The 14,600-nt window shown below is 39.8% G+C and carries 14 protein-coding genes and 1 other annotated feature; of the genes, 7 read left to right on the plus strand and 7 right to left on the minus strand.

Going from position 1 to position 14,600, the window contains the following annotated elements; genetic code table 11:
- Nucleotides 1-152 precede the first annotated feature (152 nt).
- Nucleotides 153-1,358, plus strand: coding sequence for a methionine adenosyltransferase (gene metK, locus RYX56_RS18530; protein WP_317123530.1), 1,206 nt, complete (start codon nucleotides 153-155; stop codon nucleotides 1,356-1,358).
- Between the two features lie 166 nt (nucleotides 1,359-1,524).
- Nucleotides 1,525-1,677 (plus strand): DUF1540 domain-containing protein, encoded by a 153-nt coding sequence (locus RYX56_RS18535; protein WP_082153769.1) that lies wholly within the window; start codon nucleotides 1,525-1,527, stop codon nucleotides 1,675-1,677.
- A gap of 323 nt (nucleotides 1,678-2,000) precedes the next feature.
- On the opposite strand, the gene RYX56_RS18540 is transcribed toward RYX56_RS18535, so the two are convergent.
- The 4 genes from RYX56_RS18540 to RYX56_RS18555 all read right to left on the minus strand — a co-directional run bounded on the left by RYX56_RS18540 (nucleotide 2,001) and on the right by RYX56_RS18555 (nucleotide 4,666).
- A complete protein-coding gene (locus tag RYX56_RS18540) occupies nucleotides 2,001-2,135 on the minus strand; it encodes a hypothetical protein (RefSeq protein ID WP_317123531.1) in 135 nt (44 codons plus the stop codon).
- 91 nt (nucleotides 2,136-2,226) lie between these two features.
- Complete coding sequence (locus RYX56_RS18545; RefSeq protein WP_317123532.1) at nucleotides 2,227-3,378, minus strand: glycosyltransferase family 4 protein; 1,152 nt, start codon at nucleotides 3,376-3,378, stop codon at nucleotides 2,227-2,229.
- A 48-nt stretch (nucleotides 3,379-3,426) separates the two neighbouring features.
- Nucleotides 3,427-3,960 (minus strand): phosphatase PAP2 family protein, encoded by a 534-nt coding sequence (locus RYX56_RS18550; protein WP_317123533.1) that lies wholly within the window; start codon nucleotides 3,958-3,960, stop codon nucleotides 3,427-3,429.
- 181 nt (nucleotides 3,961-4,141) lie between these two features.
- Nucleotides 4,142-4,666 carry a gamma carbonic anhydrase gene (locus tag RYX56_RS18555; RefSeq protein ID WP_317123534.1) on the minus strand — a complete coding sequence of 175 codons (525 nt, stop codon included), beginning with the start codon at nucleotides 4,664-4,666 and terminating at the stop codon, nucleotides 4,142-4,144.
- A gap of 116 nt (nucleotides 4,667-4,782) precedes the next feature.
- On the opposite strand from RYX56_RS18555, the gene RYX56_RS18560 reads away from it, so the two are divergent.
- The 3 genes from RYX56_RS18560 to RYX56_RS18570 all read left to right on the plus strand — a co-directional run bounded on the left by RYX56_RS18560 (nucleotide 4,783) and on the right by RYX56_RS18570 (nucleotide 7,681).
- Nucleotides 4,783-5,565 carry an alpha/beta hydrolase gene (locus RYX56_RS18560; RefSeq protein WP_317123535.1) on the plus strand — a complete coding sequence of 261 codons (783 nt, stop codon included), beginning with the start codon at nucleotides 4,783-4,785 and terminating at the stop codon, nucleotides 5,563-5,565.
- Between the two features lie 155 nt (nucleotides 5,566-5,720).
- Complete coding sequence (locus RYX56_RS18565; protein ID WP_317123536.1) at nucleotides 5,721-6,773, plus strand: tetraprenyl-beta-curcumene synthase family protein; 1,053 nt, start codon at nucleotides 5,721-5,723, stop codon at nucleotides 6,771-6,773.
- 59 nt (nucleotides 6,774-6,832) lie between these two features.
- Nucleotides 6,833-7,681 (plus strand): SDR family oxidoreductase, encoded by an 849-nt coding sequence (locus RYX56_RS18570; RefSeq protein WP_317123537.1) that lies wholly within the window; start codon nucleotides 6,833-6,835, stop codon nucleotides 7,679-7,681.
- Between the two features lie 43 nt (nucleotides 7,682-7,724).
- Here RYX56_RS18570 and RYX56_RS18575 read toward each other — a convergent pair whose 3' ends face one another.
- The 3 genes from RYX56_RS18575 to mnmL all read right to left on the minus strand — a co-directional run bounded on the left by RYX56_RS18575 (nucleotide 7,725) and on the right by mnmL (nucleotide 9,968).
- A complete protein-coding gene (locus RYX56_RS18575; RefSeq protein ID WP_317123538.1) occupies nucleotides 7,725-8,291 on the minus strand; it encodes a beta-class carbonic anhydrase in 567 nt (188 codons plus the stop codon).
- Nucleotides 8,292-8,428: 137 nt separating this feature from the next.
- A complete protein-coding gene (gene mnmM / locus RYX56_RS18580) occupies nucleotides 8,429-9,001 on the minus strand; it encodes a tRNA 5-(aminomethyl)-2-thiouridylate-methyltransferase MnmM (protein WP_317123539.1) in 573 nt (190 codons plus the stop codon).
- Between the two features lies 1 nt (nucleotide 9,002).
- Nucleotides 9,003-9,968, minus strand: a complete 966-nt coding sequence (gene mnmL / locus RYX56_RS18585; protein ID WP_317123540.1) for a tRNA modification radical SAM protein MnmL/YtqA — start codon at nucleotides 9,966-9,968, stop codon at nucleotides 9,003-9,005.
- A 217-nt stretch (nucleotides 9,969-10,185) separates the two neighbouring features.
- Here mnmL and RYX56_RS18590 point away from each other — a divergent pair, with 217 nt between their 5' ends.
- Nucleotides 10,186-11,388 (plus strand): MDR family MFS transporter, encoded by a 1,203-nt coding sequence (locus tag RYX56_RS18590; protein ID WP_317123541.1) that lies wholly within the window; start codon nucleotides 10,186-10,188, stop codon nucleotides 11,386-11,388.
- Nucleotides 11,389-11,453: 65 nt separating this feature from the next.
- Nucleotides 11,454-11,676, plus strand: a binding site (T-box leader).
- 107 nt (nucleotides 11,677-11,783) lie between these two features.
- A complete protein-coding gene (gene leuS, locus RYX56_RS18595) occupies nucleotides 11,784-14,207 on the plus strand; it encodes a leucine--tRNA ligase (RefSeq protein WP_317123542.1) in 2,424 nt (807 codons plus the stop codon).
- Nucleotides 14,208-14,600 lie beyond the last annotated feature (393 nt).

Here is a 14,600-nt window from a genome sequence, read left to right on the forward strand (position 1 = left end):
AGGTAAACATTTCAACCCTTTTCCTCGTCGGAATAGGGTTTTCTACGTTTATATACGTCTTAAACCGTTTTATCACCAATTGGATGAGGAACGAGTGCCGTCTCAAATCATTCGCATATAATAATGGTTATGTGCATAGGAGGAATTTGAACATGGTAGAAAAGAAAAGTCGTCATTTATTTACTTCAGAATCAGTAACAGAAGGTCATCCGGATAAAATCAGTGATCAAATCTCTGATGCGATTCTTGATGACATCTTATCTAAAGATCCAAATGCACGTGTTGCATGTGAAACATCAGTAACAACTGGTCTTGTATTAGTTGCTGGTGAAATTACAACAAGTACGTATGTTGACATTCCTAAGGTTGTTCGTGAAACAATTAAAGGAATTGGTTATACTCGTGCGAAGTATGGTTTCGATGCGGAGACTTGTGCTGTATTAACATCAATCGATGAACAGTCAGCAGATATCGCACAAGGTGTTGACCAAGCACTAGAAGCTCGTGAAGGACAAATGACGGATGCAGAAATTGAATCGATTGGTGCTGGTGACCAAGGTTTAATGTTTGGTTATGCTAATAATGAAACAAAAGAACTTATGCCTTTACCAATCTCATTAAGTCACAAATTAGCACGTCGTTTAACGGAAGTTCGTAAAGAAGAGATCCTTCCTTACTTACGCCCTGATGGTAAAACACAAGTAACGGTTGAATACGATGAAGATGGAGTACCAGCTCGTATTGATACGATCGTTATCTCAACTCAACACCACCCAGAAGTGACACTTGAGCAAATTCAACGTAACTTAAAAGAGCATGTCATTAAACCAGTCGTACCTGCTGAACTAATTGACGAGAACACTAAATACTTTATCAACCCAACAGGTCGTTTCGTAATCGGTGGACCTCAAGGAGATGCTGGTCTTACAGGACGTAAAATCATTGTTGATACGTATGGTGGTTATGCTCGTCATGGTGGCGGAGCTTTCTCTGGTAAGGATGCTACAAAAGTAGACCGTTCTGGTGCTTATGCAGCTCGTTATGTAGCGAAAAACATCGTTGCAGCTGGACTAGCTGACAAGTGTGAAGTACAACTTGCTTACGCTATCGGAGTAGCGCAACCTGTATCGATTTCAATTGATACATTTGGAACTGGAAAAGTATCTGAAGAGACACTTGTTCCACTTGTTCGTGATAACTTTGATCTGCGCCCAGCTGGAATTATCAAAATGCTTGACCTACGTCGTCCAATTTATAAGCAAACTGCTGCTTATGGTCACTTTGGTCGTACAGATATCGAGCTTCCATGGGAGCAAACAGATAAAGCTAACACGCTTAAAGAGCAGGCTGGCCTATAATTAAATAATACGTAAGAAGCAAAGCACAATTTCTCCGTGGAGAAGTTGTGCTTTTTGTCTTTTGTTTACGTCTTTTAAAAAGGGGTAAATGAGAGGTAGACACACTTCTAGGTATGCTTTTCTTCAAAAAAGACCAGACTAAGCATTAAGAGGGAGGTGGACTATTATGGCACAAGATGTATTATGTGAAGTGAATAATTGTGTGCATTGGGCACATGGTAACCAATGTGAAGCAGATAAGATTTATGTAATCAGCCATAAAGGAAAACAAGCAGATCGACAAGAAGAAACAGATTGCAAAACATTTGAACCAAGTTAAGAGTATAAGAAGAGGGCATTAAGGTGCCTTCTTTTTATACTCTTAGTATTGAGAATGAGAATTGATATTATTCATAAAACGAAAAAAGTACCTGATTTGAGGCAGGGACTTTTTTTGGCCTATACGCATTGAAATGAAGAGATTCTTCTTAAGTCGATTCCGAAATTTACCCAACGGAAAAACCACCATCTATATCCAGCCACTGAGTTCCGGCCAACAAAGGTAGGGAAGAACCAAAAAGATTCACCGTTCGTTAACCGAATAAATGTAAACCGAAATAAACAACGATTAATGGCTCCTGGATCAACAGCAAAAGCTTGTGGTCAAGATGGAGCGGGTGGAATCATTTGTGGCGGTGGTCCAAGTAGCGCTTGTCGATCTAAGGGTGTTTCATATTCGTTTGTTGTCATTGGGTAATAGTGATATTGATCATAATGGTTTGGATCATATTGAAACATATGTCACTCCTCATCCAAGAAGATAGGTTTTATCTAAATCTTCTAATACCCTATCCAGATGCCTAGGATAGAGTGCAACAATGCTTAGTATTTAAGCTAGGTGTTTCGTTCGGTGACTGCTGTTGCTTGCTTTTTCATATTCAGAAAGTAGGCGATCGAATATCGCTTCCCATGACTGTGTTCTGGCATAGGCTCTTGCCTCTAAATTCATGTGTAGACGTTTTGTGGGCTGTGTTAATAATTCGGTGATTGCATTTACAAATGAGAGCGAATTACCTGCTTCACAAATCATGCCTGTTTGGCGATGACGGACGATCTCTTTTACGCCACCTTTATTAGCTACAATAGCGGGAGTGCCTGAAGCAAGGGCTTCGAGTACTACATTTCCAAATGTTTCAGTTTGAGAAGGAAAAATAAAGAGGTCAGCAAGTGCATAAATAGCTGCTAGTGCTTCTCCGTTTAAATACCCGGTAAAAGTTACATGGTCACCAGTGAATTCATCCTTCATTTCACGAAGCATGGGACCATCTCCGACATAAATCCAATGAATCTGAGCCCGTAACTCACTAGGTAACTGGCGCATAATCTTTTTTAAGGTTGCAAGGTCTTTCTCTGGAGCCATGCGACCAACATAAAGGAGAATGTATTTTCTCTCTATAGAATAAATGTCATATAAGAAACCTTCTTTCTTCGATGGTTGATATTGGTGACAATCCACACCTCGGCTCCAAATATCGAGCCGATTAAGTCCTTGTTTATTGAGGTGATCCCTCGTTTCTACAGAGGGAACAAAGACTTTCTGGCAACTACCATAGAACCAACGTAAGTATGACCACATCACTTCTGTTAAGAAAGTGAGCTTATAGTAATGAAGATAATAATCAAAATGAGTATGATAAGAGCCAATTAAAGGAATGTGATGTTTTTTACTATAATGAAGACCTGATAGCCCGACATTAAATGGAGTAGTGACGTGAATGACTGTGGGTGCAAAAGCAGATAGCTCTTTTTTCATTTTTAACGGGTTGGGCCAGGCGATACGACATTCTGGGTATAAGAAAAAAGGATAGCTTGTAAAAGAATGAATGTTACTTCTAAAGTGGTCTCCTCGTTCTAGGTGATCAGGTACAAATAAATGATAATTGATATTGCGGCTTTCCAAATGAGTGACTAACCTAGTTAACGTTCTTGCAACCCCATTCACTTGTGGACTATACGTATCAGAAAACAATGCGAGATTCATGAAACATTCCTCCCGAATATGAATTGGTCTAGCGCTTATTCCATTTTCTTAAACTCCAAGGATTAGTCTAATAGTGATCATGCAAATTGCTCCTGTTATAAATCCAAGAAGAGCACCAATTAAAACATCAGACGGATAATGTAAACCTAAGCTAATGCGTGAAACTCCAACGATTATAGCGAGTAAAAGCAGGAAGATAGCATAGCTAGGAAATAAAAGCATAAAAGGTGTACAAAGGGAAAAGATAGCAGTTGTATGACCAGATGGGAAAGAATGATCTTTTAATGGATTAGAAATCACATTAGATTCATTCACTGTAAGGTAAGGTCTAAATCTCGGAAGGTAGTGTTTCATTAATCTTACAATCATATGACTCGTGATTAAGGAGATCATTGCAGCCCATGTCGTCATAAAGACGGTTCCCTTCGATGAAAAAAGGAGGAAAAACAGTGAGAGCACAGTCATAGGTGCACTGCCAAGATGAGTAATAACATGCATTGGCATCATCCACTTGTGGTGTTTGTTTACTAGATGAAAAAGATGAATATCAGTTTCGTATAATCTGGACTTACTGATTATCATGTACATCACCTCTAGTTCTTTTCTCTAGTGTAGGGGAGAATTGTTGAGGAAGTATCAAGTGTAGTTTAAAAATTTGTGTAGGTTATTTAATGAGTCTTAATGAATAATGACAAAGAATGGTTATATTCGCTAGTTGACGACAAAAACAGTCTTCAAAAAGGCTTGAAGACTGTTCAATCGTCTATTTTTCATTTTCGTTTTTGACTTGTTTGTAGTGTTGGCCTTTTTCCACATATTCACGTCTGATTCTTGTCATATCCTTAAAGTCTTCTTCTGTTAATTCACGAACGACCTTAGCGGGGCGGCCAAAAGCCAGAGTGTTAGGCGGAATTTTCTTCCCTTGAGGAACGAGACTACCTGCTCCAATAAAGGCGCCCTCTCCAATCTCTGCTCCGTCAAGAATAATCGAACCCATTCCAATTAAAGCATTTTTACGAATTGTGCAACTATGTAAGAGTACCTGATGTCCAACTGTGACATCATCTTCAATAATAAGCGGGTATTTAGGGCTTTGATGGAGCATCGATTGATCTTGTATATTGACTCTCTCTCCAATTATTGTTGGGGAGACATCCCCGCGGATTACCGTTTGAAACCATATGCTGCTTAAAGCTCCAATTGTAACATCGCCTGTGATTGTGACGTAGTCTGCAATAAAAGCACTTTCATCAATTTTGGGCCATTTTCCTTCATACGGATAAATCATTTTTCACACATCCTTTTGATTTTATCAAAAAACCGCTATACTAATTTTAACGTAAATTTCCATCAGCATGCTATAAAAATTATAAAAGCATCCATTGAGCAAGGGGGAACTTAGTTATGTGGAAGTGGGAAATTTCAGAGCCGCGTGGTGTAGTGGTAATGATACATGGAGCAGGAGAACATCATGGGCGTTATATGTGGCTTGCAAAAAAGTGGAATGAACATGGCTTTGATGTCATCATGGGGGATCTTCCAGGTCAAGGTAAGACTCGTGGCAAACGTGGTCACGTTCAATCATTTAGCCAATATTTAGATGCAGTTGAAGAGTGGATCACAGAGGCTAGAAAAAAAGATTTACCGATTGTGTTATTTGGCCATAGTATGGGTGGATTGGTAAGTGTAAGGGCATTAATGGAGCGGAGTCATGCCCACATCGTGGCGGTCATTTTATCATCTCCTTGCTTAGGTTTGAGTCGTCCACCAGCTAAGACAAAAGCTCTCGCAACAAAACTTATCCATCGCTTTGCTCCAACTTTTAGTGCGAGCTCAGGGCTGCGTACCGAGCATTGCACACGTAACGAGGAAGTAAGAGAAGCTTATCTTAAAGACGAACTGCGGGTCACTCGGGTGAGTGCAAGGTGGTATCAAGAGCTAACAAAAGCGATGCATCTTGCTAATCGTTACCCTGAGAAGATGCCTAATATTCCTATTCTAGTAATGCAGTCCGGAGAAGACTATATTGTCGATCAATTAGCAGTAAGAGATTGGTTTGATCATTTACTTCTTACTGAAAAGCATTACAAGGAATGGGAAGGGCTTTATCATGAAATTTTTAATGAACCTGAAAGAGATGAGGTCTTTCGTTACGCGATTGGCTTTGTTAATATTTTGCTTCCATAGCAGGAGGGCAGGAGCGAAAAGAAAAGCTATTAACCTAATGGTAGCTTTTCTTTTTTTAGATTGTCTATAGTTAGACACGACCGATTTATTGTTGATAGCTCCTATTTATGCTAATGTACTAGTTATGGAAAAGTGAATGGAGGAGAACACTTCAGATGAAAGTCCCTACAAAGCCAATTCCGATTTTAATGAATATTTACCGTGATGTGATCCCAACTGTGAATCGTTATTTTAATCAATGGATTGAGAAAGCCAAGACTATTCCAGATGATGAATTACGTGCTCAAGCCCTAGATGCTCTTAGCAGAAAAAAGTTCCACTGCGAAGGTGGAGGGGTTTATGGATTAGTCGCACGAGATCGTTTTGACGAATTAATTCAATTTATTATCGCCTACCAAATTATGTGTGATTACTTAGATAATTTATGTGACCAAAGTGATTCTCTTGATCCAAAAGACTTTCGAGCTCTACATAATGCACTACTGACAGCTCTCACACCAGGAGCGCCACTTGAGAACAATTATGAGTTTCGTAATGAGCAAGAAGATGGCGGCTATTTACATGCTTTAATTGAGACATGTCAACAAATTCTAGCAACATTTCCATCCTTTAAAACGATGCAGCCAGCAATGCTAGAGCTAAGTGGCTATTACGGCGATCTTCAAGTGTACAAGCATGTGAAAAAAGAAGATCGAATCCCGATGCTTGAAGCTTGGTTTGAGAAACATCGTCATCAAATGCCGGAGATGACGTGGTATGAATTCTCAGCTTGCACAGCTTCTACTTTAGGAGTATATACACTTGCTACTTACTCAACAAAACCAGATATGACCCAAGAAATGGCCGAGACATTGAAAGCGGGCTACTTCCCTTGGGTACAAGGCGTGCATATTTTGCTTGATTATTTCATAGATCAAGAAGAAGACATTGCTGATGATGAGTTGAATTTTTTGTTTTATTATGAAAGTGAAGAAGAAATGATTGAGCGTTTTCGCTATTTTGTCAAAAAGGCTGAAGAAAGTCTTTCTACTTTACCAGACCCGAAATTCCACCGCATGATCTATCAAGGGATTATCGCGATTTATATTGCGGATGAGAAAGTTCAGGGTAATAAAGAAATGAAGAAAAAGTCAAAGAGAATGATTCAAGCCGGAGGACTCCCAACACTTATCTTTTATTTAAATAGTTGGGTTTTTAGAAGAAGCTAGATCCATTAGCTGCAGTGAGATACACCTTACTGCGGCTTTTTTATTTAAGGGGGATAAAGGTGATAATAGAAGAGAAGAAAATTGTACTCATTACAGGGACAAACAGTGGCTTTGGACTTTTAGCTACACTAGAGTTAGCTAAGAGAGGGTATCAAGTTGTTGCAACAATGAGAGACTTGTCAAAAAAAGACTTGTTAATAGAACGTGCCAAGCAATTGAATATAGTGCAATCTATAGATGTTGTCAAATTAAATGTTACGTCTGAAGATCAAATTAATGCAGTGAAAAAACATATAGAAGAGCAATACGGTAGGCTTGATGTATTAATAAATAATGCAGGATATAGTGTAGGAGGAATGACCGAACAATTAGAAATTAGTCAGTGGAAGGAGCAGCTTGATACGAATGTATTCGGCGTTGTAGCCATCACCAAAGCATGTTTGCCATTGTTGAGAAGAACTCAGGCGGCAAAAATAATTAACCTTGGTAGCATTAGTGGTCGCATCGGATTTCCTGGATTAGCTCCCTATGTCACATCTAAATTTGCTTTAAGTGGATTTAGTGAATCGCTTCGGTTAGAATTACTCCCATTTAACATATCAGTCAGTCTAATTGAAGCAGGTTCATTTAAAACAAATATTTGGGACAAAGGGCTTGCTGGAGTTCAATCACAGAGAAATGATGAGTACGGACCATTTCTGAGGAAAATTTACGATGAAGCAGAGCAAACGGCTAAAAGTGCAGCTGATCCAGAGGAAGTCATTAAGCTCATGGTAAAGATAAGTGAAGCTCAGAAACCGAAATTTCGTTATCAAGTAGGTAAGGGCGTTAAGAAATTAATCTTTTTTAAAAGTGTCTTACCTTGGTTTGTGATTGAATGGTTTGTGAAAAGAAGGTTGATGAAGTGAAAAAATCCCACTCTAGCCTAATGACTAGCAGTGGGATTCATGATTATAAGTGTTCGTATCCGTTAACGACTAAATCAAGCTTGCCAGTATCAGGGCAAATGACAAGACCGTGTACAGGGATTTTTCGAACAAAGAGTGGGTGGTTGTTAATAACATCCACACTATGAGCAACATTATCCTCTACTTTCTCAAATCCCGTTAAAAATCTTTTTACATCAATACCTGAATACTCGAGCATCTCAACTACATCTAAGTCTAAGCCTCGTTCTTGTGCTTTTTCTAAAATGCCATCTGATTCAAGCCCAGCCATCCCACATCCGTGATGGCCTACGACGAGAACTTCGTCAGCTTGTAACTCGTATACAGCGACCAAAATACTTCTCATAATACTTCCAAACGGGTGAGAGATAACAGCACCGGCATTTCGAATGATCTTAGCATCGCCGTTTTTTAAGTCCATTGCATTGTGAAGTAGTTCAACAAGACGAGTGTCCATGCAAGTTAAGATAACCAGTTTTTTATCTGGAAATTTCGTTGTTTGAAATTGTTCATATTGCTTCGTATCAACAAACGATTTGTTATAGTCTAATATAGAATCAAGAATAGCCATGTAAGAACACTCCTTTTTCGGTCTCGGAATTATAGATTGATAAAGCAAACTTCTTGTTGCGAGAGAAGGGATTTTTTTCTAGTAAATAGAATGGATCTCCTTCTATTAGTTATCACGAAATCATAAGAATTGTCAATCTATCTCTTTTCAATAGCGACAACAAATGGTGGGTGATTTGCTTGATTAATGAACGAATAATTTAGCACATGGGCCTTCTTTTGATCTAGATTTTCTACATAATGGAGGAGGTGATCCCTTTCCACTGCTCCTTCAGTGTGACCGTGGTAGATAACAAGAACTATGACTCCTTCTTTTGGCATTAGTTCTAAAAGGGCTTCGATTGCTTCGATCGTTGTATCTGATTGCGTAACAATCGACTTATCTCCACCAGGTAAGTACCCTAAATTAAAAATGGCGCCTTTTACCCGTGCGTGCTGATCAGAAGGAATAATGGTGGCAATATGTTGATGTCCGCTTTGTGTCAGAGTGACACGGCTTGACACCTCTGCCTCATCTAATCGTGCCCTCGTATTGAGGATGGCAGTCTCTTGGACATCGACACTATAAACATGACCATTTTCCCTCACTAACTTTGCTAGAAATAGACTATCGTGACCATTACCAGCTGTGCAATCAACAGCAATATCTCCAGGAGAAATACTGCGCTCAAGTAAAAATCTAGCAAATGGAAGTACACCTAACAGTTTCATCTTACTTTTCAACCTCCATTTTGAAAAACTTTCCTTGCCAGGTATCTCGACGCTTTAGTTCAGCTTCTATCGCATTAAACACTGTCCATTTCTGTGTACTCCACATGGGGCCAATCATTAAGTCAGCAGGGCCATCACCGGTCAATCTGTGAATGACGAATTCAGGTGGAAGTACTTCAAGTTGATCAACAACTAATTTGACATACTCTTCTTGGCTCATAAAATCAAGTAATCCTTTTTCATATTGCTTAACCATTGGCGTTTTCTTTAATAAATGGAGAGAATGGATCTTAATACCTTGAACATCGAGCTTTGCTACTTCACGAGTCGTCTCCATCATCATCTCGTAATCTTCTTTTGGAAGACCATTTATAATGTGAGCACAAACGCGAATGCCATGTTTACGTAACTTCCTTACCCCATCAATATAGCATTGATAATCATGAGCTCGGTTGATTAACTGAGCCGTCTCTTCATGAATGGTTTGCAGACCAAGCTCAACCCATAAGTATGTACGTTTATTTAGCTCGGCTAAATAGGCTACTACATCATCCGGAAGACAATCAGGACGAGTGGCAATTGATATTCCAACTACGCCTTCTTGCTTGAGGATCTCTTCGTAATAATTGCGCAAGGTTTCAACAGGTGCATACGTATTCGTGTAGGCTTGGAAGTAACCGATATACTTTCCACTTTTCCATTTTTGATGCATTCGTTCCTTAATCGTATTAAATTGAGTGACGAGATCCTCTGTACGGTCACCTGCAAAATCTCCAGATCCTCTTTCACTACAAAATGTGCAGCCTCCATAAGCAACGGCCCCGTCACGGTTTGGACAATCGAATCCAGCATCTAATGAAACTTTAAAAACCTTCTCGCCAAAATGCTGACGTAGATGGTTATTCCATGAAAAATATCGTTTATCACCAAAAGCACTCGGCATAGGTGAGGATGGTTTATTGAACATTTCAGTACCCTCTCTTTACTGCTTTCAAATGTATGACTAAATGACATCTCTTATTGTAGCATGTAAGGATATTTGAACCAAAATGAAGATAGAGGTAGTGTGAAAATTGATGTTTACTTGGTAGAGAAAAAAGATTGCGTTTCTTCTCTTGATCTACTAGTATTATTTGGGTGCTCGAAATAAATGACGTTGTTTTAAATAGAAGGAGGGAGCTTTGATGCCAAAAGCTCTATGGTTGCTTGTTGTGGCAATGGTCATTAATGTCACGGGGGCATCTTTTTTATGGCCATTAAATGCCATTATTATTCATCAGGAGCTGGGACGCTCTTTAACAGCTGCTGGTTTCATCTTAATGCTTAACGCTGGCGCTGGTGTCATTGGGAATCTCATCGGTGGGCGTTTGTTTGATATAATAGGAGCTTATAAAACGATGCTTATCTCTATCGTCGTGACGACAATTAGTGCAACGATTTTAGCTTTCTATCATAGTTATTATTTTTATATGTTTCTATTGATGGGACTTGGCTTTGGGTCTGGTATGATGTTTCCTGCTATGTATGCACTCGCAGGTAGCTTGTGGCCAGAAGGAGGACGAAAGCCATTTAATGCGATGTACGTTGCTCAAAATGTCGGAGTAGCCCTGGGTACAGCATTAGTAGGAGTAGTTGCTTCTATTAAATTGACACATGTATTTACTGCTAATGCAGGGATGTATGCTCTGTTGCTCATTTTCGTGGCGATTGCATTTAGAAAACTGAGCGCACAAAGCAATCAAGCGACAACATTAAATGTTTTTGAACAGAAAACGCCGATACGAAATAATTACCGGATTCATGCCTTAATGTTACTATCAGTCGCATTTTTTATTTGCTGGGTGGCTTATACACAGTGGCAAGCTAATGTTTCCGTTCACACTCAATCACTAGGTATCCCTTTGCAACAGTATAGTTTGTTTTGGACGGTAAATGGATTAATGATTGTATTTGCTCAACCAATTGTCACTTGGTTCATTAAGAAAGGTAGATTGTCCCTAAAAGCTCAGATGGTTGTCGGGGTCATTATCTTTATGGCTTCGTACTTAGTACTTGCCGAAGCGACAATGTTCACAGGGTTTTTAGTGGCGATGATCATCTTAACACTAGGTGAGATGTTTGTCTGGCCGGCTGTACCGACTATTGCTAATGATTTAGCTCCAAAAGGAAAAGAAGGGTTCTATCAAGGGATTGTGAATAGTGTTTCAACTGGAGGGAAAATGATCGGACCTCTTCTAGGGGGGATCCTTGTTGACTTTTATTCCATGACGGTACTAATCTATGTCTTACTTGGAATGTTGCTAATAGCTATCATGTTCTTAAGTAAGTATGATTCTCCTTTAAAGAAGATGATCCAGCAGCAAAATCAACTGAACACATCTAATTAGATGTGCATATGTTGTTAGAACTTGACATAGCCCCTTGTAGTTCATACAATACTAATTAAGTTCATATAAAGACGTTTAGAAGGAATAGTAATGATATCTAGGAAACAAGAGAGCTGACGGATGGTGCAAGTCAGCCAGAAGGATATGATGAACTCGCCTTTTAGTTTTGAGAATGAAAAGTAAAGTAGTTCTCAACGGGTCACGTCCGTTAATTGTGCTGAGCGAACAAGTCAAAAGGCTTGTTAATTTGGGTGGTACCGCGGGAATTATACAACTCTCGTCCCTGACAATCTTGTTAGGGGCGGGAGTTTTTTGTTGAACTCATATTTATCCTGGCGAACATAATGATTAGCTCAAAGTCAATGAACGATCAGATACTAAAGGAGGAAAATAGTATGTCGTTTTCACACTTAAACATTGAAAAAAAATGGCAAGATCATTGGGAAGAGAACAAAACGTTTCGCACGACTGAGGATGCCGATAAGCCAAAGTTCTATGCATTAGATATGTTTCCATTTCCATCTGGTGCAGGCCTTCATGTTGGTCACCCGGAAGGATACACGGCAACAGATATTTTATCTCGAATGAAACGCATGCAAGGCTACAATGTTCTTCATCCGATGGGGTGGGATGCTTTTGGATTACCAGCTGAACAATATGCCCTTGATACTGGGAATGATCCTGCTGAATTTACGTTGAAAAACATTGATACATTCCGCCGTCAAATTAAAGCTTTAGGGTTCTCCTATGATTGGGAGCGTGAAGTAAACACAATTGATCCAGATTATTATAAGTGGACGCAGTGGATCTTCTTAAAGCTTTATGAAAAAGACCTTGCTTACATTGATGAAGTAGCGGTGAACTGGTGTCCGGCACTTGGTACGGTTCTAGCCAATGAAGAAGTAATTGATGGAAAAAGTGAGCGTGGAGGTCACCCAGTAGAACGTCGTCCGATGAAGCAATGGATGTTAAAGATCACAGCGTATGCGGATCGTTTACTTGAAGACCTTGATGAGCTTGATTGGTCTGAGAGCATTAAAGATATGCAGCGTAACTGGATTGGTCGTTCTGAAGGCGCAGAAGTTACATTTAAAGTAGATGGTCATGATGCTGAGAAAGTAGATGTGTTCACGACTCGACCAGATACATTATTTGGTGCAACTTATATGGTATTAGCACCTGAACATAAGCTAGTAGACGTTATTACCACTGCTGAGCAGCAAAAAGATGTAGAAGCATATAAAAAACAAGTTGCTTTAAAAAGTGATCTTGAACGTACAGAGCTTTCAAAAGAGAAAACAGGAGTTTTTACAGGATCATTTGCTGTGAATCCTGCAAATGGTAGCAGAATTCCAATTTGGATTGCCGATTATGTACTTGTAAGCTATGGTACAGGAGCGATTATGGCGGTGCCAGCTCATGATGAACGCGATTATGAATTCGCGAAAACGTTTGACCTAGACATTGTTGAAGTAGTGGCAGGCGGTGAGGTTGAGAAGGAAGCGTACACAGGTGATGGTGAACATGTTAATTCTGATTTCCTTAATGGTTTAGGTAAAGAAGCAGCCATTACAAACATGATTGAATGGCTTGAAGCAAATCATTATGGAAAGAAAAAAGTAACCTATCGTTTACGTGACTGGTTGTTCAGTCGTCAACGTTACTGGGGAGAGCCTATCCCGATGATTCACTGGGAAGACGGTTCAATGACTGCAGTTCCTGAGGAAGAGTTACCTTTAATGCTTCCAAAAATGGATGAGATCAAACCTTCAGATACAGGAGAATCACCACTTGCTAACAATAAAGAATGGTTACATGTAACGGATCCTAAAACAGGGATGAAAGGTAGACGCGAAACAAATACGATGCCAAACTGGGCAGGTAGTTGCTGGTATTACCTACGTTACATTGATCCAAACAACAGTGAGGCTTTAGCAGATCCAGAAAAGCTAAAGGATTGGTTACCTGTTGATATTTACATTGGGGGAGCAGAGCATGCGGTGCTTCACCTGTTATATGCACGCTTTTGGCATAAATTCCTTTATGACCTTGGAGTTGTCCCAACCAAAGAGCCGTTCCAGAAGCTATACAACCAAGGGATGATTCTTGGGGAAAACAATGAAAAGATGAGTAAATCAAAAGGAAATGTCGTCAATCCTGATGATATCGTTCAAAGCCATGGTGCCGATACATTACGTCTTTATGAAATGTTCATGGGGCCGCTGGATGCATCGATTGCATGGTCAACGAACGGCTTAGACGGAGCTCGTAGGTTCCTAGATCGTATTTGGCGTTTATTTATCGATGAGAACACAAATGAACTAAATTCAGCTATTAAAGAGGTAAAAGGATCAGATGAATTCATCCGTACGTACCATCAAACGGTGAAAAAAGTTACAGATGACTTTGCTGGATTACGTTTCAATGTAGGTATTTCTCAAATGATGGTATTTATGAATGATGCGTATAAACAAGAAGAACTTCCACGTGAGTTGATGGAAGGCTTCGTGAAGCTACTAGCACCACTAGCGCCACATATCGCAGAAGAGCTTTGGGAGAAGTTTGGTCATAATGAAACGATCACCTATGCAGAATGGCCAACTTATGAAGAAGCACTACTTGTTGAAAACGAAGTGGAAGTAGTTGTTCAAATTAATGGAAAAGTCCGTGCGAAACTTGTTATTCCAGCTGATGCTACACGTGAGCAAATGGAAGAGATCGCAAAGAATGACGAAAAAGTTCAAGCTGCAATCGGTGATAAAACAATAAGAAAAATCATCGCAGTCCCAGGGAAACTAGTCAACATCGTAGTAGGGTAATAAGAAAAGCGGAGGCGACTGGTCTGGCATGCGGAAAAATAAAGGGAGCAATATGAAGTCGCAATTTGACTTCATTTGACTCACCGTTTTTACCCGCATGACAAGGAGCTGAAGCTAGCCAGAAAAGCGAAGGCGTTCGCTTAGGTATGAGGGGGATGGAGGTTTGGCAATAAGAAGCGCTTTTTTCTTCGTTTGACCAAAGTGAAGCCACCGATGACCTGAACGCCGGAGCTAGCCAAGAAAAGCGGAGGCGACTGTTTTAAATCATAAAAAAGAGTGCGGGCGTAAAAGCTAGCACTCTTTTTATGCTTGTCGGAAATGAATGAACATTCAATCATATGAATGTATCCACATAAACCTGTAGATAAAGAAAGCGTTATCAACAAATTATCA

Source organism: Alkalihalophilus lindianensis (assembly GCF_032843265.1).
Lineage (GTDB): Bacteria > Bacillota > Bacilli > Bacillales > Bacillaceae_D > Alkalihalophilus > Alkalihalophilus lindianensis.

Bases quoted from the DNA above. Each gene is read 5' to 3' on its own strand.
- metK (WP_317123530.1), top strand. From the start codon at position 153: ATGGTAGAAAAGAAAAGTCGTCATTTATTTACTTCAGAATCAGTAACA.
- RYX56_RS18535 (WP_082153769.1), top strand. From the start codon at position 1,525: ATGGCACAAGATGTATTATGTGAAGTGAATAATTGTGTGCATTGGGCA.
- RYX56_RS18540 (WP_317123531.1), bottom strand. From the start codon at position 2,135: ATGTTTCAATATGATCCAAACCATTATGATCAATATCACTATTACCCA.
- RYX56_RS18545 (WP_317123532.1), bottom strand. From the start codon at position 3,378: ATGAATCTCGCATTGTTTTCTGATACGTATAGTCCACAAGTGAATGGG.
- RYX56_RS18550 (WP_317123533.1), bottom strand. From the start codon at position 3,960: ATGATAATCAGTAAGTCCAGATTATACGAAACTGATATTCATCTTTTT.
- RYX56_RS18555 (WP_317123534.1), bottom strand. From the start codon at position 4,666: ATGATTTATCCGTATGAAGGAAAATGGCCCAAAATTGATGAAAGTGCT.
- RYX56_RS18560 (WP_317123535.1), top strand. From the start codon at position 4,783: ATGTGGAAGTGGGAAATTTCAGAGCCGCGTGGTGTAGTGGTAATGATA.
- RYX56_RS18565 (WP_317123536.1), top strand. From the start codon at position 5,721: ATGAAAGTCCCTACAAAGCCAATTCCGATTTTAATGAATATTTACCGT.
- RYX56_RS18575 (WP_317123538.1), bottom strand. From the start codon at position 8,291: ATGGCTATTCTTGATTCTATATTAGACTATAACAAATCGTTTGTTGAT.
- mnmM (WP_317123539.1), bottom strand. From the start codon at position 9,001: ATGAAACTGTTAGGTGTACTTCCATTTGCTAGATTTTTACTTGAGCGC.
- mnmL (WP_317123540.1), bottom strand. From the start codon at position 9,968: ATGTTCAATAAACCATCCTCACCTATGCCGAGTGCTTTTGGTGATAAA.
- RYX56_RS18590 (WP_317123541.1), top strand. From the start codon at position 10,186: ATGCCAAAAGCTCTATGGTTGCTTGTTGTGGCAATGGTCATTAATGTC.
- leuS (WP_317123542.1), top strand. From the start codon at position 11,784: ATGTCGTTTTCACACTTAAACATTGAAAAAAAATGGCAAGATCATTGG.